At 42.8% G+C, this 25,745-nt stretch carries 27 protein-coding genes; 7 read left to right on the forward strand and 20 right to left on the reverse strand.

Going from position 1 to position 25,745, the window contains the following annotated elements; all coding sequences use genetic code 11:
* Nucleotides 1-186: 186 nt before the first annotated feature.
* On the reverse strand, nucleotides 187-2,085 hold the full coding sequence (locus tag D104_RS34865; RefSeq protein ID WP_024025311.1) for a PhoX family protein: 1,899 nt from the start codon (nucleotides 2,083-2,085) through the stop codon (nucleotides 187-189).
* A gap of 355 nt (nucleotides 2,086-2,440) precedes the next feature.
* Between D104_RS34865 and D104_RS34870 the strand changes: the two genes are divergently transcribed.
* Entirely contained in the window at nucleotides 2,441-4,078 is a 1,638-nt protein-coding gene (locus D104_RS34870; protein WP_024025312.1) for a methyl-accepting chemotaxis protein, read from the forward strand.
* A 130-nt stretch (nucleotides 4,079-4,208) separates the two neighbouring features.
* Here D104_RS34870 and ykgO read toward each other — a convergent pair whose 3' ends face one another.
* From ykgO to D104_RS34905, 7 genes are all read right to left on the reverse strand, one after another.
* On the reverse strand, nucleotides 4,209-4,352 hold the full coding sequence (gene ykgO, locus D104_RS34875; protein ID WP_024025313.1) for a type B 50S ribosomal protein L36: 144 nt from the start codon (nucleotides 4,350-4,352) through the stop codon (nucleotides 4,209-4,211).
* Between the two features lie 12 nt (nucleotides 4,353-4,364).
* Nucleotides 4,365-4,610 carry a type B 50S ribosomal protein L31 gene (locus D104_RS34880; RefSeq protein WP_024025314.1) on the reverse strand — a complete coding sequence of 82 codons (246 nt, stop codon included), beginning with the start codon at nucleotides 4,608-4,610 and terminating at the stop codon, nucleotides 4,365-4,367.
* A 237-nt stretch (nucleotides 4,611-4,847) separates the two neighbouring features.
* Nucleotides 4,848-6,434 carry an ABC-F family ATPase gene (locus D104_RS34885; protein WP_024025315.1) on the reverse strand — a complete coding sequence of 529 codons (1,587 nt, stop codon included), beginning with the start codon at nucleotides 6,432-6,434 and terminating at the stop codon, nucleotides 4,848-4,850.
* Between the two features lie 201 nt (nucleotides 6,435-6,635).
* Nucleotides 6,636-7,001: a hypothetical protein gene (locus D104_RS34890; RefSeq protein ID WP_024025316.1), complete on the reverse strand. Its 366-nt coding sequence runs from the start codon at nucleotides 6,999-7,001 to the stop codon at nucleotides 6,636-6,638.
* Nucleotides 7,002-7,020: 19 nt separating this feature from the next.
* Nucleotides 7,021-7,419 carry a hypothetical protein gene (locus tag D104_RS34895; protein WP_024025317.1) on the reverse strand — a complete coding sequence of 133 codons (399 nt, stop codon included), beginning with the start codon at nucleotides 7,417-7,419 and terminating at the stop codon, nucleotides 7,021-7,023.
* Nucleotides 7,420-7,424: 5 nt separating this feature from the next.
* Nucleotides 7,425-7,748, reverse strand: a complete 324-nt coding sequence (locus D104_RS34900; RefSeq protein WP_024025318.1) for a DUF883 C-terminal domain-containing protein — start codon at nucleotides 7,746-7,748, stop codon at nucleotides 7,425-7,427.
* A 426-nt stretch (nucleotides 7,749-8,174) separates the two neighbouring features.
* Nucleotides 8,175-9,452 carry a hemolysin family protein gene (locus tag D104_RS34905; protein ID WP_024025319.1) on the reverse strand — a complete coding sequence of 426 codons (1,278 nt, stop codon included), beginning with the start codon at nucleotides 9,450-9,452 and terminating at the stop codon, nucleotides 8,175-8,177.
* 268 nt (nucleotides 9,453-9,720) lie between these two features.
* Here D104_RS34905 and D104_RS34910 point away from each other — a divergent pair, with 268 nt between their 5' ends.
* Nucleotides 9,721-10,128, forward strand: coding sequence for a DUF2721 domain-containing protein (locus tag D104_RS34910; protein WP_024025320.1), 408 nt, complete (start codon nucleotides 9,721-9,723; stop codon nucleotides 10,126-10,128).
* Between the two features lie 30 nt (nucleotides 10,129-10,158).
* On the opposite strand, the gene D104_RS34915 is transcribed toward D104_RS34910, so the two are convergent.
* On the reverse strand, nucleotides 10,159-11,151 hold the full coding sequence (locus D104_RS34915) for an N-acetylmuramoyl-L-alanine amidase-like domain-containing protein (protein ID WP_024025321.1): 993 nt from the start codon (nucleotides 11,149-11,151) through the stop codon (nucleotides 10,159-10,161).
* A gap of 97 nt (nucleotides 11,152-11,248) precedes the next feature.
* Between D104_RS34915 and D104_RS34920 the strand changes: the two genes are divergently transcribed.
* Nucleotides 11,249-11,515, forward strand: coding sequence for a hypothetical protein (locus D104_RS34920; RefSeq protein ID WP_024025322.1), 267 nt, complete (start codon nucleotides 11,249-11,251; stop codon nucleotides 11,513-11,515).
* Nucleotides 11,516-11,582: 67 nt separating this feature from the next.
* On the opposite strand, the gene D104_RS34925 is transcribed toward D104_RS34920, so the two are convergent.
* The 3 genes from D104_RS34925 to D104_RS0119140 form a co-directional block, all read right to left on the reverse strand.
* Entirely contained in the window at nucleotides 11,583-11,921 is a 339-nt protein-coding gene (locus tag D104_RS34925; RefSeq protein WP_024025323.1) for a thioredoxin family protein, read from the reverse strand.
* A 199-nt stretch (nucleotides 11,922-12,120) separates the two neighbouring features.
* The gene (locus tag D104_RS0119135) at nucleotides 12,121-12,411 is read right to left on the reverse strand and encodes a YkgJ family cysteine cluster protein (RefSeq protein WP_024025324.1); all 291 of its coding nucleotides are present in this window, start codon (nucleotides 12,409-12,411) and stop codon (nucleotides 12,121-12,123) included.
* Between the two features lie 163 nt (nucleotides 12,412-12,574).
* On the reverse strand, nucleotides 12,575-13,723 hold the full coding sequence (locus D104_RS0119140; RefSeq protein ID WP_024025325.1) for an EAL domain-containing protein: 1,149 nt from the start codon (nucleotides 13,721-13,723) through the stop codon (nucleotides 12,575-12,577).
* 162 nt (nucleotides 13,724-13,885) lie between these two features.
* On the opposite strand from D104_RS0119140, the gene D104_RS34930 reads away from it, so the two are divergent.
* The gene (locus D104_RS34930) at nucleotides 13,886-14,281 is read left to right on the forward strand and encodes a helix-turn-helix domain-containing protein (protein WP_024025326.1); all 396 of its coding nucleotides are present in this window, start codon (nucleotides 13,886-13,888) and stop codon (nucleotides 14,279-14,281) included.
* A gap of 53 nt (nucleotides 14,282-14,334) precedes the next feature.
* Here the strand turns inward: D104_RS34930 and trhA are convergent, their stop codons facing one another.
* The 3 genes from trhA to D104_RS34945 all read right to left on the reverse strand — a co-directional run bounded on the left by trhA (nucleotide 14,335) and on the right by D104_RS34945 (nucleotide 17,068).
* Nucleotides 14,335-14,994: a PAQR family membrane homeostasis protein TrhA gene (trhA, locus tag D104_RS34935; RefSeq protein WP_024025327.1), complete on the reverse strand. Its 660-nt coding sequence runs from the start codon at nucleotides 14,992-14,994 to the stop codon at nucleotides 14,335-14,337.
* Nucleotides 14,995-15,114: 120 nt separating this feature from the next.
* On the reverse strand, nucleotides 15,115-16,209 hold the full coding sequence (locus tag D104_RS34940) for an amidohydrolase family protein (RefSeq protein ID WP_024025328.1): 1,095 nt from the start codon (nucleotides 16,207-16,209) through the stop codon (nucleotides 15,115-15,117).
* A gap of 94 nt (nucleotides 16,210-16,303) precedes the next feature.
* Nucleotides 16,304-17,068: an undecaprenyl-diphosphate phosphatase gene (locus tag D104_RS34945; protein ID WP_024025329.1), complete on the reverse strand. Its 765-nt coding sequence runs from the start codon at nucleotides 17,066-17,068 to the stop codon at nucleotides 16,304-16,306.
* A 166-nt stretch (nucleotides 17,069-17,234) separates the two neighbouring features.
* On the opposite strand from D104_RS34945, the gene zntR reads away from it, so the two are divergent.
* A complete protein-coding gene (gene zntR, locus D104_RS34950; protein WP_024025330.1) occupies nucleotides 17,235-17,678 on the forward strand; it encodes a Zn(2+)-responsive transcriptional regulator in 444 nt (147 codons plus the stop codon).
* A gap of 105 nt (nucleotides 17,679-17,783) precedes the next feature.
* Here zntR and D104_RS34955 read toward each other — a convergent pair whose 3' ends face one another.
* From D104_RS34955 to D104_RS34965, 4 genes are all read right to left on the reverse strand, one after another.
* On the reverse strand, nucleotides 17,784-18,572 hold the full coding sequence (locus D104_RS34955; protein ID WP_024025331.1) for a nucleoside-specific channel-forming Tsx family protein: 789 nt from the start codon (nucleotides 18,570-18,572) through the stop codon (nucleotides 17,784-17,786).
* A gap of 409 nt (nucleotides 18,573-18,981) precedes the next feature.
* Nucleotides 18,982-19,152, reverse strand: coding sequence for a Rossmann-fold NAD(P)-binding domain-containing protein (locus D104_RS37265; protein WP_024025332.1), 171 nt, complete (start codon nucleotides 19,150-19,152; stop codon nucleotides 18,982-18,984).
* Between the two features lie 8 nt (nucleotides 19,153-19,160).
* Nucleotides 19,161-19,481 (reverse strand): chaperone modulator CbpM, encoded by a 321-nt coding sequence (locus D104_RS34960; protein WP_024025333.1) that lies wholly within the window; start codon nucleotides 19,479-19,481, stop codon nucleotides 19,161-19,163.
* Between the two features lie 3 nt (nucleotides 19,482-19,484).
* The gene (locus D104_RS34965; protein WP_024025334.1) at nucleotides 19,485-20,453 is read right to left on the reverse strand and encodes a DnaJ C-terminal domain-containing protein; all 969 of its coding nucleotides are present in this window, start codon (nucleotides 20,451-20,453) and stop codon (nucleotides 19,485-19,487) included.
* A 336-nt stretch (nucleotides 20,454-20,789) separates the two neighbouring features.
* Between D104_RS34965 and D104_RS34970 the strand changes: the two genes are divergently transcribed.
* Both D104_RS34970 and D104_RS34975 read left to right on the forward strand, forming a co-directional pair.
* Nucleotides 20,790-22,976, forward strand: coding sequence for an OsmC domain/YcaO domain-containing protein (locus D104_RS34970; RefSeq protein WP_024025335.1), 2,187 nt, complete (start codon nucleotides 20,790-20,792; stop codon nucleotides 22,974-22,976).
* Between the two features lie 24 nt (nucleotides 22,977-23,000).
* Nucleotides 23,001-24,185 carry a murein transglycosylase domain-containing protein gene (locus D104_RS34975; RefSeq protein ID WP_024025336.1) on the forward strand — a complete coding sequence of 395 codons (1,185 nt, stop codon included), beginning with the start codon at nucleotides 23,001-23,003 and terminating at the stop codon, nucleotides 24,183-24,185.
* Nucleotides 24,186-24,354: 169 nt separating this feature from the next.
* On the opposite strand, the gene D104_RS34980 is transcribed toward D104_RS34975, so the two are convergent.
* Entirely contained in the window at nucleotides 24,355-25,692 is a 1,338-nt protein-coding gene (locus tag D104_RS34980) for a DUF4041 domain-containing protein (RefSeq protein ID WP_024025337.1), read from the reverse strand.
* Between the last annotated feature and the right edge of the window lie 53 nt (nucleotides 25,693-25,745).

Consider the following 25,745-nt stretch of genomic DNA (forward strand, 5'->3'; position numbering starts at 1 on the left):
GAAGCAAGAATATCATAAGTGAATTTTATACTCTTAATGATATGAATCATGATTTGAATCACGAAAAAATAATGAAAGGCCATTATATCTACTTTATTGAATCTGACCTCCAACCGCTGTTAAAAAAAAGCCAGTATGATCATCATACTGGCTTTTCCATTCATCAACATTAACGTTGAATTAAAATCAACCAATCACCGCGCCGTCTTCACGAGAAATCGCGACAACACTGGATCGAGGAACGGATTGACCACCGTTTGGCCAATGAGAATTTCCTTTCTCACCTGGGTGCTGAACACTAATAAACATCGTCGTTCTCTCTTCGTTCCACGCTGCGCCAGTGATCTCACACTCTTTCGGTCCAACTAAGAAACGACGAATCTCGCCCGTTTCAGGATCTCCCACCAACATCTGGTTGTTGCCTTGACCTTGGAAGCCATTCTCGTTTGAGTAATTTCCATCTGTCTGAATCCACAACAAGCCTTTAGAGTCGAACTTCAAGCCATCAGGCGAGTTAAACATATTGTCTTGATTGATGTTTTGAGAACCGGCATTCGCATCGTCGTACACCGCAGGATTCCCCGCTAACACAAACAGATTCCATTCAAACTCACCACTGGTATGGTCTGCATTCATTGGCACCCAACGCACAATCTGACCAAAGTTATTCTTAACACGAGGGTTGGGGCCACCAGGCGGCGTCGCGTCACCGCCTGCATTCGGCTTAACGCCGCGGTTTTTATTGTTCGTTAAAGCACAAAATACTTCTACTTTATTTGGGTTCGCAGCAACCCACTCAGGGCGATCCATGGTGGTCGCTCCAACCTTGGATGCCGCCATACGAGTATGAATGGCGATTTCCGCGTCTGTCATGCCCGTTGTTTTTGGTGTTAACGCGATCCATTCACCACGATTATTGTCATGGAATTTCGCGGCATACAAAGTGCCATCTTCCAATAAATCACGGTTATTCCCACCCGCTAAATACTTATATTTAGAAACAAAGCGGTATAAGAATTCACCTCGCTCATCATCCCCAAGATACACAACAACATGGCCATTAGAGGCAATCGTCAACTCGGCATTTTCATGTTTAAAGCGACCTAAAGCCGTACGCTTCTTTGGTCGAGAAGTGGGGTCTAATGGATCAATTTCAACAATATAACCAAAGCGATTTGGCTCGTTCGGTTCCTTCACCAAATCGAAACGTTCATCACCCAATGCCCAATTGTAACGGCCTTCTGTACTCAATCCGTAACGTTTAAACGCTTCCGGCATACTGTAGTTTTTATCTTTAGCAGTGAAATAACCGTTAAAGTTTTCTTCACATGTTAAGTATGTTCCCCACGGGGTTTGTCCGTTACCACAGTTATTCCATGTCCCTTTTGCCACTAGGCCTTTAGGATCCGCTGACGTTTGCATCCACTTATGCCCACGCGCTGGACCAGTAATGTCCATTTCTGTATCAGCGGTAATACGACGGTTATAAGGCGAATCCTGAACGATCCCCCAGTGACCTCCGCGCTGCGATACTTCAACAATTGAAACCCCATGAGCCGCTTTGTTTTTACGAACGTCATCTGCCGTGGCTGGCATGCCATCGGCACGATTTGCATGAAGCGTACTGCCATTAGTGTATTCATTATTAATGGCCATGATCTGCTTGCCGCCTTTCGAAAAGAACGCCATGCCATCGTTGTGGTCACCAAAAGCCAATTCCTGTGATGCACCAGTGCCACCGGTAACAGCATCAAACGCTGGCGCATTGCTGAACAATGGGTCACCCCATGAAGCAAGTACTTCCCATTTATAACCTTCAGGCACTGTGATGGTGTCAAGGGCATTCGCCTTAACCATCTTAAACGCAAGACGGGACTGTTCCGTTCCCGCAGCCAAAGCGTTACTGGCAGATAACGCCGTGGAACCCATGACGAAAGCACCTGCTCCAACGGCGGCACTTCCACCTAAGAAACCGCGACGAGAAACCATTGCGTTTGCCACTTCTTCAAATTCCACGATGTCTGGCGCGGGACGTGCAATCTCATCTAATTCATCAAAACTTAAAGCGTGTTGTTCGATTTTCATAATACTGCCCTATACTATTTAAATAGAATTATTCCAATTGGAGACTCATCCAATAAAACTGGCGACCAAAAACAACCTCCCCCTGCAAAAGGAAGTTAGATAACACACTATCGACAAAACGTTACACAGAAATGACAGCTGCATGCCATTATGGTTATATGGGTAGAGGATGTGCAGTAAATGAGGAAGTTGAGATAATCGAACGCATAAAAGCACAACTTACAAGGAAAGAAACATCATCAAACAACTATGCCACTACAAAACTACTCATAGAGAATGGTGATGTAACAAGAACACATATTTCCACCTCTCTTAAATGCTATAAAAATAAAAAGACCTTATCGAGGATGACACAATGATAAACACACTCCGTGGAATTCCAATAAATCTACGTCTAACCAGTCTGGTTTTTTTCTTTTCACTCGGCCTTATATTGGTTGTTTATTTATCCCTAACAACCAATAAACAATCTCTGCTTGATGAAAAATACGCGCAAACTAAAAATGTTGTTGAAACCGCAACCGGCGTATTCGATTACTTTTATAAACTCCAACAATCTGGCGAACTATCCCAAGCCGATGCTCAACGCTATGCGATGGAAACCATTAAAGGCACTCGTTACTCTGAAACGGAATATTTCTGGATTAACGATTACAACGCCGTGATGGTAATGCACTCACTCAAGTCTGCTCTGGATGGCAAAGATCTCTCTAATCTAGAAGACCCTAATGGCAAAAAACTTTTTTCTGAGTTTGCAAAAATCGTTAAAGCACAAGAGGCAGGGTTCGTAGACTACTTATGGCCAAAACCTGGTAGTGAAAAACCCGTCGAGAAAATTTCTTATGTAAAAGGTTTTAAACCTTGGGGTTGGATCATTGGATCTGGCATATACCTAAATGATGTAGACACTCAATTCCAACAAGAAACCATTAAGCTTGGTACCCTCAGTGCCATCATTATTTTAATATCGCTGTTCATATCCTTTTTAATCGTACGTTCGATTCTTCTTCCTATTGGGCAAATACAATCCGCATTGCATAATATTTCGAGTGGTGACGGTGACCTTAAAACACGCTTGCCAGTATCTGGAAAAGACCAATTGACCGAGATTGCGACCTACTACAACACTTTTGTAGAGCGACTATCTCAGACATTAACCAAAGCGGTATCGCTTAACAAAGAAGTCGATACTAAGAGTCAGGAATTACGTTCCGTTGCGGCGAAAACACAGGCCATTACACAGCAGCGTGAAGGCATGTTTAAGCAAATGGCAGAAACGATTAATGATGTCGACAATTTCAAAAATGAAGTGATTGAAAGTACTCAGTCGACGCTAGCCTCTGCACAATTAACCGTGGATAAAACACAAACAGGACAAGACTCGATTAAACAGACCGTCGAATCGCTTGAGAAACTGTCACAAGATTTAGAATCTGGCCTTAAAACCGTGGTACAACTTGCTGAGCAATCGCAAACAATTGGCTCCGTGTTAGATGTGATCAGCGCCATCGCAGAGCAAACCAACTTACTGGCCTTGAACGCTGCAATTGAAGCCGCACGAGCCGGTGAACAAGGTCGAGGATTCGCGGTTGTTGCTGATGAAGTCCGCGGTCTAGCTAGTCGCACCCAAGCGTCTACCGATGAAATTCAAAGCATGATCAGTAAACTTCAAAGCGGTGCGAAGGAAGCGGAAACACGTATCACGGAAAGTCATAAACAATCTCAAAAAACCACAGAAGAGATCACTCAGACCACGAAATATTTGGAAGAAATCGCCACCTCTGTTGATGACATCAGCAAAGCCAGCGGCACAGTAATCCAGAGTGTCACCATGCAAAGTGAAGCGGTTCAACAGCTGAACCTCTTAAACGAAAAAGTGACTGAGCTCTCCGCTCAAGCTGGAAAACAGATCCAACAAAACAATGCTACCAGTGAATCTTTAGCGAAAACCGCCAAAGACACACAAGAAGTCATGTCGGTGTTTAAACTCTAAAAAGGTGTAAGCGTCTCTATAAAGTAGCTTAATTCAGTCTGCTTGAACGTAAAAAAAGACCTGCTCCGACGAGCAGGTCTTTTTTATATTGATACTAATATAATCGCCTAAATACGAAGAAGACGAATCACTAGCCGCCTTTCTTTTTTACACTTTGCGTCGCTTTAAAGCGAGGGTTGGATTTACAGATAACGAATAAACGACCTTTTCGTTTTACAACCTTGCAATCTTTATGACGACGCTTGGCGCTTTTTAGTGAACTGAGAACCTTCATCATTTTTTTCCTTTATTTACTCTGACGATAACGACGTCTAAATAGTGAAATTCTCCCTTCGCCGTCATGCGACCTTTGCTCGCCAGTGTAGAAAGGATGTGAAGCGCTCGATATATCAATCGCCATATAAGGGTATTCTTTACCATCACGATTGACGGTTTGATTCGTCTCTACCGTTGAGCCGATCAAAAAATAAGTATCCATTCGCGTGTCGTGAAAAGCGACCGTTCGATAATTAGGATGAATGTTTTTACGCATCGTGTACTCCATATAAGCGTTATGTTATAACATTTATATATTGTTTTGATAAAAAATGCAAACATAACTCGCCATTGTTTTTAACCACCAAACCGATAACTCAGGTAAATAAATGGCATAAAAAAAAACCGCTTACTGGGTGTCCAGAAAGCGGTTTTTTATCGTATTTTTTGTGACAATTTATACTCAGTAAATCGTATCGCACTTAGCGAAAAGCATTACCTTTCGTAAATACCACTACGCTTGATGAGCGAGATACTCGTCGTAAGTACCTTGGAAATCAACGACCTTTTGACCTTTAATTTCAATCACTCGGTTTGCCAAAGACGAAACAAACGCTCTATCGTGGCTGACAAAAATTAACGTACCATCAAAGTCGATCAAGGCATTGTTCAGGGCTTCAATCGCCTCCATGTCCATATGGTTTGTTGGCTCATCCATGATAAGAACGTTTAAATCCATCATCATTAACTTGCCAAACAATAAACGGTTTTTCTCGCCACCAGAACACACACGTACTTTTTTATTAAAGTCATCCGCGGTAAACAACAAACGACCTAACATGGCACGAACTTTCAAATCATCATGTTTTACCGTTCGCCATTTTGACATCCAATCGAACAAGGTTAGATCAGAGTTGAAGTCTTCTGTGCTGTCCTGCGGGCAATAACCAATTACTGCATTTTCCGCCCACTTAATCTCACCTTGCTTGGCTTCTAACTCGTTCATCAAACAGCGAAGGAAAGTCGTTTTGCCTGCGCCGTTTTCACCGATAATCGCCAATCGCGCACCCGCATCAAGAATAATACTGCCGTCGGTAAACAACATATCGTCTTCATAACCATGGCCCAATTCTTCAAGAATCAACGCCTGACGATGCAGCTTTTTATCTTGTTTGAAGTTAAGTGATGGTGTCATACGGCTTGACTGTTTCACTTCGGACAATTCAATTTTATCTAATTTCTTCGCACGAGAGCTGGCTTGCTTTGCTTTCGATGCATTGGCAGAGAATCGATTAACAAACGCTTGTAAGTCGTCCATTTCCGCACTCTTTTTCGCGTTTTCAGTTAGCAACTGCTCGCGAATCAAAGACGATGCTTCCATGAAGTATTCGTAGTTACCTGGGTAAATACGCAATTCACCAAAATCGATGTCCGCCATGTGCGTACACACAGAGTTCAAAAAGTGACGGTCATGGGAAATAATGATCATGGTGCATTTGCGCTGATTCAATACACCCGCCAACCAGTTAATAGTATGAATATCCAAGTTGTTAGTCGGTTCGTCTAGAAGCAATATATCAGGGTTTGCAAACAAAGCTTGAGCCAGCAATACTCGAAGTTTCCAGCCCGGTGCCACTTGGCTCATTAAGCCAAAGTGGTACTCTTCTTCAATACCGGCTTCTAATAAAATATCGCCCGCACGACTTTCTGCGCTGTAGCCATCCATTTCGGCAAATTCTGCCTCAAGCTCACCAGCACGCATGCCGTCTTCTTCGCTCATTTCTGGCTTAGAATAAATCGCGTCGCGTTCTTGTTTAATTTTCCAAAGCGCTACATCGCCCATAATAACGGCATCAACAACCGTGTATTCTTCGAATGCAAACTGATCCTGACTCAAGGTACCGACTTTTTCACCCGGCGTGATAGACACGTTGCCAGACGTTGGAACCAACGCGCCACTCAGAATTTTCATGAAAGTAGACTTGCCACAGCCGTTCGCACCGATCAAACCGTAGCGGTTACCGTTACCAAATTTTGCGGAGATGTTTTCGAACAATGGCGTTGCGCCAAATTGCATGGTGATATTAGCTGTGGAAATCAAAAGAAAGCCCTAAAAAAAGAAAAGAAAACCGTTTACGCTTGTCGCCTAATCAGCGTACAAAATATAAACACAAAGGGGGGCGAATATAGTGATTTACGGCACTAAAGTCGAGGACTATGGGATGTTTTTTGAATAAACCACCGTATTTGAGAAGAACGCACTCAAATAGAGCTAAATAATGTGAAACAGAGAATGTTCAACTCAACCTAATTTGATTGACTCATCCGTTGGTGCTTCCTGAGCCTGTCGCGGATCTGTAGGGGGATGCTCTTTTTCAGTTGGCGCTTTGTTTGACTCTACGTTCATATAAGCCATTACTTGAGAAAATAAAAAACTCAATACATCTCGGCTGGCACCATTTAGCAAATTTTTCCGAATCTTTTTTGTAACATCCAATTGTGTACTGGCGCCCAATACAAAACTGGCCATCAGCCCTGTCGGACTGGTCGCTTTGTCGAACAATTCATCGACGGCTTTTTCACGAGAGGCTTTAGCACGTTTTTCCAACACTTGAGTACGCTCATACAAGCGTACGCGTTGCCTGTGCATGCGTTTAAGGCCAAACACGATTGCACTCCTTTTCCTGTTATGTCTCTTCCGTTGGAATAATAGCGTCCAACGTGCGGGTAAAATCCATGCTCTTCAACGTATTTTTTACCAAGTAGAGCAACACAAACGCACTCACCAAGGTCACTAACGTCGCACTGATAAAAATACCAACCAAAGAAAAGCCGTAACTCCATGCAATGGCAGCACCGGTTGCAATTAGTAATAGCCAAGTCGTGAGTAATAAAAAAATGACACCGCACATTAAAGCGAGGAGCTGGGCGCTCGAGGTCACCCACATTTTGGCTTCTAGTGCGCCTAATGAGAATACACTCTTCAACCAACGTTTGTGTGAGACGATAACCTCGTCAAAAGTCGATACTTCATCTGGTGGTGAGTCTGCGTTTGATTGCGAGTCTGAATGCGGTGGTATTTCCATGACGTTTATTTACGCTTACTCAAAAAACTGGCAACAAGCGCGCCAGCCAAAAAAGCGATTCCAATGGTTTTGACAGGATGTTCTTTGGCATAATCAGCAACAGCAGACGTTACTTTTTCTGATTGGCTTTTTGCAGTTTCAGCAATTTTATGTGCTTGTTCGCTGATTTGATGAGCCACTTCTTCGATGCGTTCTTGGCTCTGCTCTTTCATTTCAGCGACATTATCTACGCCTTTATGCGCCGCTTCAGCAACACTATCTACTTTTTCATGCGCTTTGGACTGAGTGGTACTTTTGGTTCCTGTGGTGCTTTTGGTTCCTGTGGCCATTTTGTTTTCTCCTTTAAACAATGAAATTCATTTTTAAACACCAACATAATGGTAAAAACAAACACCTTAGTCATTCGGTGCCTTGTCTATGCTTCTATATCTACCCTACTGGGTTATTTTTGGGTCGTCAAACCTGCACTGAAAAACCAAGCGTCTTTCCTTTTTGCCTGATCAACCCTTTTAAAATAGATCAATAAGAACGCATCGACATTGATATTTATCTATATAGATCACTATTTCCAGCTCTGACGTGTTTGATTGCACGGGACAGCGATAGAACACTCGAACATTCTTGCCCGAAGTATCGTTGATTTGACTAACATGACGTTCTGTTTTTCAGACAAACCTACTTTCGTGGGCCGCTAATCACACACGGCACGTACCGAAAAAATACTAACTGTAAGGCCGCTGACAGGCACATTTCTGTTACTTCAGTCGCGTCACCAATAGCTGCTCAACTCTCACGCCTTCTAAGTCCAGCACTTCAAACTTGTACCCTTCGTAAATATAAAAATCCGTACGCTTAGGCACTCGCTTCAAACTATAAGTAATAAAACCGCCCAAAGTATCGTATTGATTACGTTCAGGAAAATCCTCAATATCCAGGGTTCTCATCACGTCATTGATTGGTGTTAATCCTTCAATTAACCAAGAATTTGCGTCTCGTTGCACTATTTGCTCTTCGTCCTCTGGGGTAAGCAGCTCTCCCATAAAGCCACTTAATAAGTCTTTCACCGTCACAATGCCTACGACGGTAGCGTACTCATTGACAATAACGGCAAAGGCTTGCGGTGCAACACGAAACGCATTCAGCGCCTCAGACAGGGTTAAGGTTTCAGGCAAATAGAAAACATCTTTATCGACTTTTTCGGGTTTGATTTGCGCTGACTCACCCTTGAGCACTAAGCGCAGAATTTCCTTCGACTCAATAATGCCTTCAATTTTATCTAAGCTACCATTACACACTAAAAAATCATTATGAGGATGATCGATGATTTTTTGGCTTATTTCTTCACTGCTGTCATCAATATCAAAATAGATAATTTGATCTCGTGGCGTCATGGCACTGGAAACATTGCGTGTCTCTAACTCAAACACATTACCAATCAGTTGATATTCTTGACGCTGTAAACTGCCATCTTCCGCGCCCGCGTCCATCATGGCCACAATGTCCTCTGTTGTGACAATTTCTTCCCGCTCAATCGGCACGTTAAACAATCGAAGAATCGTATTAGTAATACCGTTAAACAAAAAGACGACTGGTGTTAAAAGAAAAGTCACCCAAAGCATGGGCGTGACCATTCGAATCGCCACCGCTTCCGGCATGATGATCGCCAATCGTTTCGGCAATAAGTCTGCAAATAAAATAAACAACGAGGTCAAGCTCAAGAAGGAAAGGAAAAAGCTGACTTGATCCAACAAAGGCCCAGAATAGAGCAAACTCACCACTTGTTTTATATACGGAGTGAGCGCTTGTTCACCGATAATACCGCCCAAGATGGCAATCGCATTTAGGGCGATTTGAATCATGGCAAAAAAAGCACCCGGCTTTTGCTGTAATTTCAGCACAGCAAGCGCTTTCACGTTGCCTTCATCTGCAAGCACTCGTAATTTGATTTTCCTTGCTGCCGCCATGCCAATCTCAGACATAGCAAACAATGCACCGGCTATAATCAGGAAGCCAATACTCAACACATCACTCATTTATTTCTCACTTTACACCGCATAAGGCTGGGGTTAAAACTCAGGTTAATCTAGACTAGAACGACAAAATTTCGACCGTATCGATCACAAAAATATAGCCGCATTATAGAAGGAAGCAGCAACGATACAATGCTTATTTTCTATACTTTCAGAAGGGTATATTGGGATATTAAATATTCCGTTGAAGACGTAATATAAGCGCATGTTTTATAAATTAAACGGCATTTAATTAAGCTCAAAAACACGTTAACTAAAGACAAGGCCAACCATGATTATTACGCTCACAACACCCGCTATGCTGTTTCCCGCCGTTTCTCTATTGCTTCTGGCTTACACCAACCGCTTTGTCACACTCGCCTCAATTATTCGTAATTTTGACCCAAAGCTCGAAGATGAAAATATCACCGAACAAATCACCAATTTGCGCAAACGCATTTATTTAATTCGTCGTATGCAAGAAGCCGGTGTCATCAGCTTTTTTCTTTGCGTACTGTCCATGATGGCGATTTACTTAGAGTATCAGCAAATCGGCAGTTATATTTTTGGTGCCAGCCTTATTTGTCTTATGTATTCCCTGTATCTGTCCGTTCGAGAAATCACGATTTCATGTGATGCACTTGAACTGCATTTGCAATATTTCAGCACCAATTTCAAACAAAGGCACCGCCGGAAATAACTCGCATAAGACAAGCAATCACAGACTACTTTATTCGGGCTTCAGCATTTGAACATTGAAGCCTTTTAAAGAAGACGCGGAAGAAAAACGTGCAAAATAATCCGCAAAGTTTTCATCGAGCACTTTTTTATGCACAACACTGGCATGTCGAAGATATAAGGTGTCATTTTTTCGAATCGCAATACCTTGATGCGACACATTCATATTGGTCCCAATCCATTTTTTTAATGCCCAATCAGGACGAACCATATTGATTACGCTGCCCGAAGGAATACGCTCTAATAATGCGTGGTTCACCTTCCGATTTTCGTCATGATATAAATGGGTTAAAGGAACGTATGGCAAGGAAGCGGATTCTGGTTGAAAGACTTGCCCTTCCGCCTGTAGCTGAGCCAACAAGGATTGGCAGTCTTCTGACGTCGCCGAATCACAATGAATAACATTGTCTTTGAGATGCTGATACCAAGCCGCTTTATCTATGATTGCCTTTGCTTCCAACACCGCATCGCCAGCGACAATAGCGGTTATGTCCACCAGCTTATCTTGATTATTTGGCAGCCAATCTAGGCTTGGAAAATGATTACGCGACACAAAAGAGACGTGACCGTCTTTGTAACGTAATCGCATTAAGCGCGATTCAAATTCATCGGACGTTGCTGACATCATTCCCGCTAAAATCGTTTCAACGTACGTTGTGCAATCGAACTCATCAAATCGCACTAATGGGTCTTTGTCATACCGACCACCCTCGCCTTCACCAACACTGCCTCCCACATAAACAACGTCTAACAAAACATGACTTAGTGCATTCATTTTGTCCGTTTGATAGGTCGAACTGGATTTGCTTTGTGTTTGGAAATCATCAATGACGTTAAAGAAATCGGCTTTGTTTTTTTCACTTAGTTCATTACTCGCCATCACCGACGTAACAGAGAAAATAAGCACGACAACCAACAGCATTTTGTTAAGACTGCTGTTGGCGTTAACATGATATTTACGAAGAACACGTTCTATGGATTTCACTTTCAATACCCAACATAAAAAAACAAATACTGTTCAAAAAACAAACACCAAAAATGCTATGCTTAACCAATAGTTCAATGCAAAGGTCGATCCATCAATGCAAATCAATCACGCTTCATTTCCATACGGTCAGCAGGGCTTGCAACAGAGCCAAGACAAACTGAATCAGGCCAGCCAAAAAGTGGCTGATGCTTCAACGCAAACCCTAAACCAAACACCGCTGAGAAACACGAACCTCGACAACGCACCAATCCAAGAGGGATTAATCGAAACAAAAAGCAGTGAATTAGACGCGCAAGCCAACGCAAAAGTCATCGATTCATCGGATAAAACCATAGGTAGATTGATCGATATTACCGTGTAACGTGTCGTAACTTACCGTTCCACATAACACTTAATCACTAAACACTTAATCGCTTAACTCATGATTCCTAAACAACTAGCGCCAATAATTCTCGAACATCATTAACAGAAGTAAAGCGAACAATCCGACTTACTTCCTGTCCATCATTCAATAAAATTAGAGTCGGCCAAAGCGTAACAGCAAACTGTCGCCCAAGTCGCTTGCCCTTACCATCAAACACTTTAATATGCACTAACTCTGGATGCGCTTTCATTGCCTCTTCGACTGCTGAGCGCGACGCCTGACAATGACCGCACCACGGCGTACCAAATTCTAATAATACACAGCCAGACACTCCACGAATCTCATCGAGACTAGGAGGCTCTTCAGAATATTCGCAATTAAATCCACGTAGTATTGCTTGCATCAAACACTCCTATCCATCACATATTACGCTTTTATATTGTGCATAAGAGTACGGCTTAAACCGCATAAGTGCCATTTGTTATGGAATTTGGAAGGCTTAAATAAAAAACAGGGGATGCTTATATAACAGCGAAGTTTGCTAGAAAAAACGAATGGATATACAGGTTTTTCGTGATTCTCACACAACCATAGGAAATGAACTATTTAGCGGATCGAAATTCATCTTGGCATTCATAAGAACCCATTTCAAACTCTCGACAAATCCAAGGTCGGTTTTCATAAATAGTACAACGAAAAGTGTCTCTATCCACTGCAGAACACCAACCATCTTCCAGTCTTAGCATGGTTTCACCGCCCCATTCATCAACCGAAATATGCTTATCTGGCACACCAGTATCGGTAATAATCATCACCTCCATGCGACAACAAGCGGCTTGACAGTTGGAACACGTGATGTCCGTGTCCGCGATATTTTCTAGTACGATATTCATAAAAGCAGCGTATTACCCAACAAAACAAGAAGGCGTTATTCACCAATTGATGTGGCTTAAGGCCATCACCCACTGGTAAAACGCCAATATACACGCGATACGATTGGGAAGATATGACAACCCGTGATCAGACATTTGTTATGCCATTTTCTGACGAGATACGTCATGAAAAGCGTGAAAGATACCAGGTATCAAATTCCGCCTTTGGCACAGGAGGAGAAAACAAATACCCTTGAACTATTTCGTACCCCATCTCCTTTAACAAGCGAAATTGCAGTTCGGTTTCTACGCCTTCTGCAATCGAAACCGCACCAATTTTCTGACTAATACTAAAAACCGTCTCACTTAACGCGTTTGAAATCCCATGAGGAAGATCCATCACAAACGAACGATCCAATTTCAATTGAGACACGGGGAATTTAAGCAACCGCTTCAAATTTGAGTACCCAGTCCCAAAATCATCCAGTGATATTTGAATTCCCATCGCGTAAAGCTCATTAATGACACCCGTGAATTGATATAAGGATACGACTTTTTTGTTTTCTGTGACTTCCAACACCAAATCAGATGGCAACAACCTATTCTGTAAAAGAATCGATTGGATTGTTTCTTTCAAATTAGGGTAGTTAAAACTAAGAGGGGAAAAATTCACCGCGATAAGAGGAACCTGTATGCCTTGCTCACGCCACACGACCAATTGCTGGCACGCTTGCGTTAATACCCATAAATCCAACATGGCAATAAAGCCAAACTCTTCAGCCACCGCAATAAAGTCATCTGGCGAAACACGACCAAATTTTTGACTGGTCCACCTTGATAAAACTTCCACGCCGTACAAGCCATTATCGGCCGTGTTTATCTGAGGCTGATAATGCAGTTCTAATACGTTGTCTTTCAGGTCATTACTAAGTGCCTGAGCCATTTGGCTGCGACAATAAAGGCCATCACTTTTTGGGTCTGTCTGATCTTCTTGAATCAATAAACTGCAATAAAGCTGACCCGCTAAACTCAACTCTTCAACCAAAACCTTAACTCGACAGGGCTGAGCATGGCCAGAACGCAACAAAAGCGTAATCATTTTCCCAAAAATGTGTTTAAATTCATTCAGATAAAAAACACGTTGGTCAGTTTCTAACCAGAAGCAATCTAAAGGAAGAGTGATACCATCATCTGAATGTGAATTCAGAAGCGTATTTTTGGCTTTTTCATTGCAAGAAACTACTTGGTCATTCATGTCTAACACGATTAAACCGTTATTAGTTTCCTTTAAATCCCTCCAATTACGCTCTGCATTCGAACCATCTATTTCCACAAGTCTATCCCTTTACTGCATGTCCAGATTAACGCTATACATCATCCTAAATTTGTCTTATAGACAAAAAGATCCGTCAATATTGCCTATAAGGCAAAATCTGTCAAGCAAATTGCCCTACAGGTTTTGCCGCATAGGCAAAATTCAACGGATAATCCCCCAATGAATATTGGCTACGTTATAAAAATTTTGCGTACTCAACGTAAAATGACACAAGAACAAATTGCCCTGGAAGCAGATTTGGCTACCAGTAACGTTTCACGCATTGAAAAAGGGCTCAGGCAACCTTCACAAAAAGTGCTAAAAAAATTGGCTTACGCACTAAACACCAAACCCTCTATTTTATACGCAGCAAGTGAGCGCCCTCTTGCCGAAATACAAGATTTTTTAGAAAAGGAAGGGAAGGAAGAGACAGATGGAAGCATTAGCCATCAATTGCTACACCACGAAACACAAACCGTTATTAAACTCTTTAGTGAGTTAACCCCAAACAATAAATCCTTATTATTAGAGCAACTCAAAAGCCTACATCAATGGCAGAGGAAACTAGAGCAGTAAGCACTCATACAAAAAAACAAAAAATCAGAGCCGCTCCCCCCTATTCATTCCAGCTAAGCGCCGTAAAAGAAAATGGCAAAATAGTGGCTCGCTGTTCCGCTTACGACAAACAAATGCCAAATAAAATGTCCATAACGCAAACGTGAATCAATCACAAAAAACACCACGCCGAGCGTATAAAGCACACCGCCCAACACCAATAGCAACAACCCGTTGGGCTCCATCAATGAAACCAATGGTTTAATCGCAATCAGAATAAGCCATCCCAAGACAACATACAGCGACGTAGATAAAGCAGGGTGAGAGGCTTTACCAAACGCTTTCAGTCCCACGCCGCTCAGAGCCAGCGCCCAAACCGCCACAAGCAGTGACCAGCCCCACGCGCCTTCTAACACGCCCAGCATAAAGGGGGTATAGGTTCCTGCAATTAACAAATACACGGCGGAATGGTCAATTACCCGAAAAACGTACTTCGCCTTTCCTCTTGGCATCGCGTGATACACAGTCGATGCCAGATACAGCAAAATCATCGTAGCGGAAAAAATACTTACGCCAACAATAAAGCTCACATCCGCGTAGTTAATTGCGCTCAAAATCAGAAAAGGCGTGCCAACAATTGCAGCGACCAAACCCAAACCATGACTGATACTGTTTGCGATTTCTTCCCCTAGAGATTGTCCTCGATTGGAAGCCGCTGCCAATATTTTCGCCATACAAAGTTCCTCATCAATGGAATATTAAAATCATGGAACAAGTCGTGTGATTTAACAATGCAAGATAACGAATAAACGACGTAAATCGTACGTCAATACAACAAAAAGCAAACTACTGCATTAGTGCTGACACACCTTTGGCGCCTGATAATCCAAGCCCAATAACGTAAAGTAGTTTTCGCCTAATGCGATGTTTCGGAACGCGTCATCGTCAAGGTATTGATGAATGCGCCCCGTGGCTTCCAGCTCTTTTTGATACACCTTAAACGAGTTATTTCGAAACGCCACAAAGTCAGAGCCCGGTAAAATTCGATCCGAGTAGCGATTCATAAAAGCAACGTATTGACCCTGATTGCCCGGCACACTGAAATAATAGTCTTGCAAAATGCGCCATGAAATATCCAGCATCAAATTAGGGTACTGGTCCAACAAACGAGACAGAATCGCAATATGCTCAGATGCCTTCATGGTCGTCTGTTCATAAGACATGCCCATATGCGCCCAGACAATTTTATTTTCTGGATACAGCGCCAATGCCTGCTCCATTAAAGGCAAATACAAGGTTGGAGACGCGTCATTGCCAATGTCTGAATGAATTGTAATGGGGGAATTTCTCACCCGAAGCGCCGCCATGAAATCCACCCATTTGGTAATGTCTTTCGGTGTGGCGGGTTTATGTCGATTATTAAATTGAGCCTGTTTGACTAAATTCACTTCCCCCATCCAATGAAACATACCGGGGTACCTCTTTTCATAAAACTGCATCATGGCAACCGTCGGTTCAGGGTTAGACAAATCGGTAAAGGTCATGGAAAGCGTAAGATGCAGGTCATCCGGTTTGTGCTTAAGCATATTTTCAGCGTTCACAAAATCGTTTCGCGTTGTCGGTGAAACCGGTGTACCGGGGCATTTCAGATAATTAGAACAACTGGAATCAGCTGGCATCATTTGCCCAATGCCGTAGACATTAGCAAAACGTACGCTGGTGCGAGATAAAAAGGCATTCATCTCTTCAAAGGGAATCGCTCGGCCGTCGAAAGGCCGATAATGTAAATGCGTGTCCACCACCGCCGTATAAGGTTCCGTCTCTCTGTTGTAGCAGGCAGACTCCCCTTTGAATGACGCCAAAGAACGGCCAGCAGGAGGCGCGTCTGAAGAAGCACAACCACCCGCTAACAAGGCGGCAAAAACAGCAAAAGGAAAACAACAACGCATGACAAACACCCCAATAAATCACAGAATAAGGCTAAGTGGAGAGAGACATTACAAAGCATCTTTTCTTAGGTGTAAACCACAAATCAAAACGACATTAAACAAGAAGCAGTAAAAGCCCTCCAAACACAATGCGATACCAGCCAAAGGCCACAAAAGTAAACCTTTCTAGAAACGCCATAAACAGCTTCATCACCACAAAAGCACTCACAAATGCGACAACGAATCCGACAGCCAACGGAAGCCATTCTTCACCCACGAAGGCATCATAATGCGACAATAAATCGTAGCCAGACGCCGCCATCATGACAGGCAATGCCAAAAGAAACGAAAACTCCGCACTGGCCTTGCGACTTAAACCCACAAACAGCGCGCCGACAATCGTCGAACCGGCTCGGCTGGTGCCTGGTATCAGGGCGAATACTTGTGCCAAACCAATCCACAACGCCTGCTTAACGCTCAGCGCTTCCAATCGCTCAACACTGGGCGTTCGGTTCTTAATAACCTTTTCCGTCAGTAAAAATACCACACCACCCACAATAAACATGGTCGCCACTACAGACACAGAGAATAGATCTTTAATTTGATGGCGAAGCAAAAAGCCCACAATGGCAACGGGTAAAAACGCAACAAACACCTGACACCAAAGACGCGTGTGCTTGAAGCTAAAGCGTTCCTTGTAATTGGCGATCACCGCCAAAATTGCCGCCAGCTGAATAATCACTTCAAACGCTTTATTTCCTTCCGTTTGCGCCATCCCCAACCATTGACTAACGACAATCATATGACCTGTAGAAGAAATAGGTAAAAACTCCGTGGCGCCTTCAACTAATCCCAACACCACGCTGTGCACTATATCCATGACAACTCATCCTCTAACATAACGGCACAACGCTCTGTGCTTTTCAAAATTTGTCCGTAATGTAAAAGATCTCAAGTGAAAGAAAAGTAAAAAGCCCAAGATCCTTCTTTACCTATGACTAAGCACTAAGGTTTATACTGAAAGGAACAATAAAAGGAGTAGAGACATGTATCGAATTGGCGAACTGGCAAAACTATGCGGCATAAATAACGACACATTACGCTTCTATGAAAAAAACGCGCTACTCACACCTTCCAGCCGTTCAGAATCGGGTTATCGCCTGTACACAGACAAAGACAAAGAGACACTGCATTTTATTCTTCGAGCCAAAGGCGTTGGCTTCACACTGGCGGAAATTCAGGAACTGCTTTCAATAGAGGTCAACAAAGCAGACAAGGCTTGTATGGACGTCAAAATGTTAGTCGACACCAAATTGCACAATGTAGAAAAAAAGCTCGCGGAACTGGTTCGATTTCAAACGTCACTGAAACGCTTATCCGATGCCTGCTGCGGCGGAGAAGAAAGCGCCGAACACTGCACCATACTTGAAGCGCTGGAGTCCAACACAGACGATGTTCGACATGAACATCATGATGAACACCTCAAATAAAAAACACAGAAAAACGACGCCTGCCGACATAAAAGCAACATCATAAAAAAACCAACCATCAATAAATCACATTGATGGTTGGTTTTTGCTCAAGAATTGATTCGCTTAGAATTTATACGTTGCCGAAATGTAATGAGAAACGCCAGAAGATTTAAACCCTGAAGAGTCTTTGATGCCATACACATCTTTGTAAATTTTCAGACCGTAACCCAGCGCATACTGTTTAGAATGCCAATACAAGCCTTGGAAGGTTGCACCACCATCTGTTGCCGTAACATAATCGCTGTCCATACCAAACTGATAATCGACGTAACCTTGGTACGCTAGGAATGACCCGTTATCAAACGTCTTGAACGGCTTAAACCAGTTGGCTGAAAACTGATAACCGTTCCAGCCATTTCGATTCCCTTGGCTTTTGTCATATAACGCGTAAAGGTTCATCCCTACTTTACCCAGCCAAGGCATATCCACATCGGCCCCTAAACCAAAGAATGAATTATTCGTCCCATCTTGGCCGCCATTCAAACTAAATAGCGTTGACACATAAAGCTCTTGTACCGCACCAAACGACAAATCTTTCCCTGTCATTCCGTCTAACGAAAAACGCGGTGCAAGTTTAAGAAACATCTTGTCGCTATCCGCTTTATCACTGCTATCACTTGATGTCACATTGAATACGTCAAGATAACCATATAGATCGACAACGCCAGAACGTCCACCAAATTCCATTTCTAAATAATCGTGACTGGATTCGCCTGGCAATTCATCAAACGCATACATCAAATTAAACTGCTTCCAAGAATAGTCGTTTTTATGGATATCATCAGAATAGTCTGCCGCAAAACTGGTGCTAGCAAGAACCATAGTAGAAAGACCTAAAAGCGCTTTGATCATACGTTTCCCCTCAATCAACACTGTGTATTTTAAATGCAATAAATATGACCTAATGGTCAGAATCATGCATATTACAGTTTTTCGAAGGTGACGCAATTTAATTCAAAAATCATTTTGAATTAAATTTAATTGCACAAATCTGGTAAAAATAGATTTTTTATTGCACCAAAATGAATTATTAAGAAACAACCCATCTATCAACCGATAAGGCGAGAATATCGACCCCCCCCCATACTTCGCAAAAAAAAACGCACTACTTATGTGCGTAACATTCAAAACCAGCATTTCCAAAAAAACACATTAAAACTAAACAGCATTGCTTCTTAAAGCGTATTTTTTCGACATAAAAAAGAGCGAGGGGCAGCGAGCATTCGCGGCGCCTCACTCTTTTCATTGAAATACTATGAGCTCATAAAATACGGAAGGTTTGACCTGTTTGACGACCTTCAACACTTTTCGCGTACCCTAAAGCCGCTCGTGCAGCAGGAACCGGATTATGTCCGCGGAAATAAGGCCCAAAAACCTCCATCGCTTCTTCAATAACGCCTGGGCTAACAATGTTGATTCTCAGACCTTTCAACAATTCATTTAAGGCAACTGGCTACTGAGTAAAGCAATGTGTTTTTGTAAATCGTCAATTTCATCCAATAACTCTAGGCTCAATGCCACACCGGACAAATTCAATTCCAGTTCATTCATCAGCCTTTGCGCACGCTGCAATCTCACCAACGCTTGGCTGTTAAAATACCAATCCTCTGGTGACGGTTGTTCAACTGGCTCAACAATGCCGTATTCCACCATTTCAATAATGATGTCCGTATGAGCACCACAGCGTTCACACACTTCTTCTAAGGTAAACAACACATGCTCATGTTGAGACTCAATCACCACTATCTCTGATTTAGACATGCTCTACCCCTCGAAAATGTGTCGTGGATTAAAGTTCGATTCACTCTCAGCAAGTTGCTGATAAAGTACTTTGGCTTCATCGCTGTGTGCTTTTGGCAAACTGACCTGCAAAGTAACGATTTGGTCGCCAGAGACTTCCCCACCTTTTTTAGCCAAGCCTTTGCCTTTGATTCGCAGTTTACTACCGCTATTGGAACCAGCAGGTATTTTGAGCTTCACTTTCCCACTGATAGTGGGCACTTCTACCGTCGCGCCTAACGCGGCTTCCCAACAAGCCACCGGTAACGTCAGTAGAATATTCGCACCATCCACCGCAAAATAAGGATGCGGTGCAAATTCAATCTCAAGCAATAAATCCCCTGCTTTACCACCACCAACGCCTAACTCGCCCTGCCCAGCCAAACGAATATGTTGACCTTGTGTAACGCCTGCGGGAATTTTAACCTTGAGTGTTTTATCTCTTTGTCGCATCACACCATTTTGATCGGGTTCAGAAACCCGCAATGCTATTTGTCGCTGACACCCTTCATACGCCTCTTCAAGAAACAACGCGATTTTATAATTTACATCACGCCCTCGTTGACTCGCCGAGCGTTGAAAGCCATCCGATTGACGAAATCCACCGCCGCTGGCCCCAAAAATAGAATCAAAAAAATCACTGAAATCGCCATCGCTGCTGTGACTGTATGAGCGTTGACCTGAATGAGAAGATTGCCAATCTGGCGGTGGCTGAAAACCACCGTCTGCTCGATGACTACCTTGCTTACGCAATACATCGTATTCAGCGCGTTTTTCTGGATCTTTCAATACCGTATACGCTTCACCTACTTCTTTGAATTGCTGCTCAGCATTGGCTTCTTTACTGACATCAGGGTGATATTTTCTAGCGAGCTTGCGGTAGCTCGCTTTTATCGTGGAGGCATCGGCTTGTTCAGTGACACCCAGAATTTTGTAATAGTCTTTAAACTCCATACAACCTCACTTCTATCGCCGCCAGTTTAATCTTACGAATGCGTTCGTTCAGTACATTGGCCCTTTTTATCATCATAGGCCTTTCCTTCCCGATTGCTGTTTATATTTCAAACAGTACTGATATGAAGCAGGGAAAATGGTCACGAGTAGCACGACACAACCCATTCACTCGTTTAAAGAACAAAAAAGTCCGCCGAATGGTACTTAGTTCTATAAGAAGGGTCAGTTTGATTTTACTCAGCCCCCTCTATCACCGATAATTCCCCCCAATGACTCACTCCTAGGCAATGAAAAGTCTTGGCAGAGCAATTCGCCTATTTAGTGGAATACTATTCAATGGAAATCAAAGTTAACTTTCTCGACAATCTAAGACTTGAAGCCAAATTTGACGATTTTACCGTTATCACCGATCAGCCGATCCGTTACAAAGGCGATGGCTCTGCACCCAGCCCATTTGACTACTTTCTCGCCTCGTCAGCGCTGTGCGCAGCGTATTTCGTCAAGGTATATTGTAAATCTCGTGACATTTCCACCGACAACATTCGTCTGTCACAGAACAACATTGTCGATCCTGAAGATCGCTACAATCAAATATTCCAAATTCAAGTCGAACTACCAGACGACATTTCAGACAAAGACCGCCAAGGCATCTTGCGCTCCATTGAACGATGCACCGTAAAGAAAGTCGTGCAGACAGGGCCGGAATTCAAAATCGAAACCGTCGCGAATTTAGACGCAGACGCCAACGCGATGTTAATGGGACAACCAGACAGCGCCGCAAGCACAGTAATTCTGGGCAAAGACCTTCCGCTCGAACAAACCATTGCCAATATGACCGGCTTACTGGCCGACTTAGGCATGAAAATTGAGATCTCATCGTGGCGCAACATCGTACCCAACGTTTGGTCGCTGCACATTCGCGATGCCGCCTCACCAATGTGTTTTACCAACGGCAAAGGTGCGTCGAAAGAAAGCGCCTTATGTTCCGCTCTAGGCGAGTTTATCGAACGCCTGAACAACAATTTTTTCTACAACGACCAATTCTTTGGAACCGACATCGCCAACAGCGACTTCGTGCATTACCCAAATGAAAAATGGTTTGCGCTAACCGAAGACGATTCCCTGCCAGCCGGCATTCTGGATGAATATTGTTTAGACATTTACAACCCAGACGACGAATTACGCGGTTCGAACTTAATCGACACCAACTCAGGCAATAAAGAACGTGGCATTTGTGCGATCCCTTACACTCGAAAATCCGATGGCGAAACGGTTTACGTTCCCTCCAATCTCATCGAAAACCTCTTTTTAAGCAATGGCATGAGTGCCGGCAACAACCTGCAAGAAGCCCACGTACAATGCTTGTCGGAAATTTTTGAACGCGCCGTAAAACGCCAAATCATCGAAGATGAAATCGTCTTGCCCGATGTGCCGATGGAGGTTTTGCAAAAATACCCTAGCATTCTTGCTGGCATCAACGGCTTAGAAGAACAAGGCTTTCCGATCGTCGTGAAAGACGCCTCGCTGGGTGGCCAATTCCCTGTGATGTGCGTCACACTGATGAACCCCAAAACAGGCGGCGTGTTTGCTTCTTTTGGCGCGCACCCAAGTCTTGAAGTCGCGTTAGAGCGCAGCTTAACCGAGTTGCTTCAAGGCCGCAGTTTTGAAGGTTTGAACGATGTCCCCAAACCAACGTTTAACAGCATGGCGGTGAGCGAACCTGAAAATTTTGTTGAGCATTTCATTGACTCAACCGGAGTCATTTCATGGCGCTTCTTTAGCAGTAAGCACGACTATGATTTCTGTGAATGGGATTTTTCTGGCACCAGCGAAGAAGAAGCCAACAGCCTATTCGCCATCTTAGAAACGCTCGAAAAAGAAGTGTACATTGCCGAATTTACGGACTTAGGCGCATCGGCGTGTCGTATTCTCGTGCCCGATTATTCGGAAATTTATCCTGTAGAAGACTTGGTGTGGGACAACACCAACAAATCTCTGGATTATCGCGAAGACATCTTGAATCTGCATTCTTTAAACGCCAAGCAACTCGCCAACTTGGTCACCCGTTTAGAAGACAGCCAACTCGATAACTACACCGACATTCCGACCTTAATTGGCATTGTATTTGATGAAAATACCGTGTGGGGCCAATTAACCATTATGGAACTTAAGATCCTGATTTACTTGGCACTTGGCGCCCATGAAGACGCCTTAGAGCTGGTTGGTGAGTTTCTCCAATTTAACGACAATACCGTAAAGCGCGGCCTGTTTTATCAAGCCATGAATGCGGTACTGGAAGTCACGTTAGACGAAGAACTGGAGCTTAACGACTTCATTCACAGTTTCAGTCGTATGTTTGGTAAAGACGTTATCGACAACGTTGTCGGTTCCGTCACAGGTGACGTGCGTTTTTATGGACTCACCAAAACCAGCATGCAACTTGAAGGTATCGAACCGCACTTACGCTTGATCGAAAGTTATAAAAAACTGCATCAAGCGCGTAAAGCCAACGCGTCAAAATAATACAGAAGGATGAGAAGCCACTAAATGTTTCATAATATTGCTCGCCGATTCGCCTTTATCGCCATTGGCTTCCTGTTATTCGCATTAAGTGGCTGCCAATCCTTGTCGCTGTCATTTGACTCTGTGGATTCCGTGAAAGAATTATCCGAACAAATAAAAGACGCCGGCGACATTGACGATGTAAAAGCCATCGCGAAACAAGCCAAAGTCACCAGAGACGTCATTAGAGCAGACATTAAAACAATAAAAGCCCTGTACGCTGACCTTGATCTGAAAGTGAATAAGAAATGGGGCAAAGGCAATAGCGAGCTGCCTGATAAGAAAAAGTACGTAAAATACACCAACGACTACCAAGCCAGAACGATTGTCGACTTTGATAAAGGCACAGTCCGAGTCGAAACACTCACCACAAACTCACCGCTTGATACCTTAAAACAAGCCGTCGCAACCACACTACTCACAACAGCCGATCCTACTAAAACCGATATTTTTTCCAGCGCCGCTCCGAATACCGAAGGTGTGCCATTTTTGTACCCTCAAGTCATGGACCACGATGGAAAGCTCGTACAGTATCGCTGGCGAGCAGAACGTTACTCAAATTACCTTGTGACCAACAAACTTAAAAAGTCCAAATCAAACGGCAAAACGGTTTACGCCGTTGAATTCGATCTTGTTGCACAGCACGAACACCTTCGCCAAGAAAAATACAGCGACTACGTCATTGCCGCCGCCAATCGCTATAACCTAGAACCCGCGCTCATTTATGGCATCATCGAAACCGAAAGTTCGTTTAACCCTTACGCCGTCAGCCCAGCAAACGCCTATGGTTTGATGCAAGTGGTGCCCGCCACCGCAGGCAAAGACGTGTACAACCTAGTGAAGAAAAAGTCCGGCCAGCCAACCAAAGAAGTGCTCTTTTCCCCTGCCAACAACATCGATATTGGCAGCGCTTACCTCTATATTTTACAAACACGCTATCTCGCCAAAGTCACCAATAAAACCAGCCAAGAATATTCCATGATCTCCGCTTACAACGGCGGCACAGGCAACGTACTGAAAACCTTCGACAGCAACAGAACAACCGCCATGAAAAAGCTTAACCAAACCTCCGTGAGCAATGTTTATAAAAAACTCAGATACGACCATCCTCGATCTGAATCTCAGATGTACTTAGAAAAAGTGACAAAAGCGAAGAAGAACTATGAGTAGGAGTGTTGTTTTAGTCTTCTAGATTAGGTTCTCAGTAAGTAATCGAAGAAAATGACATTCCTCCTCGAAACTATCGCCTACCTCGTTGGAATGTCATTTTTTCTAGGGTTGCTAGCAGCAAATTTTCCATGCATAAGAGCCAACCATTGAATTAAAATTGATTCTCGAGCTAAATTTCTTCTGGGAATACTTTTTTTAAATCACTCATTTTTTGTGATTTTTCCCGCTGAGATATTATGTTCAATGATTCTCGGAAATCTCTAGCTTCTGCAGTTTCAATAAACTCTGCTTCTGGTGAAATGTTCTTAACTTCACTTTCTATATCTATCAGACTTACATTGAAAAACTCCTTTCTTGAGTTCACTAAATTAAGTCTTTGTTGATCAAACTTCTTGTGTAAGGAGTTTTCCAAGGCAGGAGCATCCTCAGAGTGAATCATAGCATGAACATCAAATACAAAAGGTACACTAGCATCCCCAAGCTCTTTAACTCTATCTAAAGGCTCTAAGCGTCGAGTCATACCTATTTTATAAACATTTTCCCCAAATGAACCAATATTAGAAATAATATAAACATGGCCTCGTTTAGTTTGTTCCGCCATAGACTTTGCTCGTTCAGACTTCTCATGAGCATCGCTTAACTCTTGATGTAACCTGGATATTTTTTCTTGAAGAGACTCAAGTTTAGTTCCAGTGGCCTTTTCGGCCTCTTCCTTAGCCTTCATTAAAAGTTTGTTATATTTTTCTTCCTCTTTAAAAGCTTTGTCTGCTTCTTGTTCAAACTTAGCCTCTTCTCGCATTTGGTGCTTAATTTCTTGTTGCTCTTCTTTTTCATGCTGTTTCTTTTCAGCATACTCGTAAGCTAAACGAAGCTCTTTTAGTTTTAGTAGAAAGTATTCATTCGAGATAATTATTGCACTTGATTGATTCAACTTGTTAATAGCGTCATAAGCTTTCTCGATTCGTTGTTCCATTCGATCAACGTTATTCCATCTTGTATTAGAAATAGCAGCATCACATTCATTATTAAATGCTCTTGCGGTCAATCTAATCCCACGATTCGTCATTATTTTGCCTTTTGCTTTACTTCCTTCAACAGTCCACTCAGTAGTGCAAAAAATAGCTTTATCAGATGAAACTAATTCCTTTTGTTTTTTCTTAACTGCTGAAATTTCATCTTTGTACTTCTCAGAAGTGCCAAAATCAAAGTGAGGTTTATAAAAACCTAATTCGGCAAGCTGTATCTCTTCATCATAGATTGCAGCTTCTTTAACTATTCTTTCAAATAAAATTCGTTTTTCTTTATAATTTTCTCGAAGCGACAATATATCTTGATCTATAGCGTCTTTTTCTTCTCTAGATTTTTCAACTTCTAGATCTACATCCAGAATTTTTGAATACTTTAGTTCTATTGCCCTAAGCCGGACTCTCAACTTAAAAGCAAAGTAAATTGTCGTAGCTAAAGCTAAAAATAGAATAAATATAACGACTAAAACTTGATCTTCCATAAACAAGTATCCTTCAAAAAATTAATTGATTATTCATACTAAAGTACTTTATC

The sequence above is a fragment of the Marinomonas profundimaris genome (genome assembly GCF_000508165.1).
GTDB classification, from domain to species: Bacteria; Pseudomonadota; Gammaproteobacteria; order Pseudomonadales; family Marinomonadaceae; genus Marinomonas; species Marinomonas profundimaris.

Coding starts and splice junctions, on each gene's coding strand:
- D104_RS34865 (WP_024025311.1), bottom strand. CDS start 2,085: ATGAAAATCGAACAACACGCTTTAAGTTTTGATGAATTAGATGAGATT.
- D104_RS34870 (WP_024025312.1), top strand. CDS start 2,441: ATGATAAACACACTCCGTGGAATTCCAATAAATCTACGTCTAACCAGT.
- ykgO (WP_024025313.1), bottom strand. CDS start 4,352: ATGAAGGTTCTCAGTTCACTAAAAAGCGCCAAGCGTCGTCATAAAGAT.
- D104_RS34880 (WP_024025314.1), bottom strand. CDS start 4,610: ATGCGTAAAAACATTCATCCTAATTATCGAACGGTCGCTTTTCACGAC.
- D104_RS34895 (WP_024025317.1), bottom strand. CDS start 7,419: ATGGAAATACCACCGCATTCAGACTCGCAATCAAACGCAGACTCACCA.
- D104_RS34900 (WP_024025318.1), bottom strand. CDS start 7,748: ATGGCCACAGGAACCAAAAGCACCACAGGAACCAAAAGTACCACTCAG.
- D104_RS34905 (WP_024025319.1), bottom strand. CDS start 9,452: ATGAGTGATGTGTTGAGTATTGGCTTCCTGATTATAGCCGGTGCATTG.
- D104_RS34910 (WP_024025320.1), top strand. CDS start 9,721: ATGATTATTACGCTCACAACACCCGCTATGCTGTTTCCCGCCGTTTCT.
- D104_RS34920 (WP_024025322.1), top strand. CDS start 11,249: ATGCAAATCAATCACGCTTCATTTCCATACGGTCAGCAGGGCTTGCAA.
- D104_RS34925 (WP_024025323.1), bottom strand. CDS start 11,921: ATGCAAGCAATACTACGTGGATTTAATTGCGAATATTCTGAAGAGCCT.
- D104_RS0119135 (WP_024025324.1), bottom strand. CDS start 12,411: ATGAATATCGTACTAGAAAATATCGCGGACACGGACATCACGTGTTCC.
- D104_RS34930 (WP_024025326.1), top strand. CDS start 13,886: ATGAATATTGGCTACGTTATAAAAATTTTGCGTACTCAACGTAAAATG.
- trhA (WP_024025327.1), bottom strand. CDS start 14,994: ATGGCGAAAATATTGGCAGCGGCTTCCAATCGAGGACAATCTCTAGGG.
- D104_RS34940 (WP_024025328.1), bottom strand. CDS start 16,209: ATGCGTTGTTGTTTTCCTTTTGCTGTTTTTGCCGCCTTGTTAGCGGGT.
- D104_RS34945 (WP_024025329.1), bottom strand. CDS start 17,068: ATGGATATAGTGCACAGCGTGGTGTTGGGATTAGTTGAAGGCGCCACG.
- zntR (WP_024025330.1), top strand. CDS start 17,235: ATGTATCGAATTGGCGAACTGGCAAAACTATGCGGCATAAATAACGAC.
- D104_RS34955 (WP_024025331.1), bottom strand. CDS start 18,572: ATGATCAAAGCGCTTTTAGGTCTTTCTACTATGGTTCTTGCTAGCACC.
- D104_RS34960 (WP_024025333.1), bottom strand. CDS start 19,481: ATGTCTAAATCAGAGATAGTGGTGATTGAGTCTCAACATGAGCATGTG.
- D104_RS34965 (WP_024025334.1), bottom strand. CDS start 20,453: ATGGAGTTTAAAGACTATTACAAAATTCTGGGTGTCACTGAACAAGCC.
- D104_RS34970 (WP_024025335.1), top strand. CDS start 20,790: ATGGAAATCAAAGTTAACTTTCTCGACAATCTAAGACTTGAAGCCAAA.
- D104_RS34975 (WP_024025336.1), top strand. CDS start 23,001: ATGTTTCATAATATTGCTCGCCGATTCGCCTTTATCGCCATTGGCTTC.
- D104_RS34980 (WP_024025337.1), bottom strand. CDS start 25,692: ATGGAAGATCAAGTTTTAGTCGTTATATTTATTCTATTTTTAGCTTTA.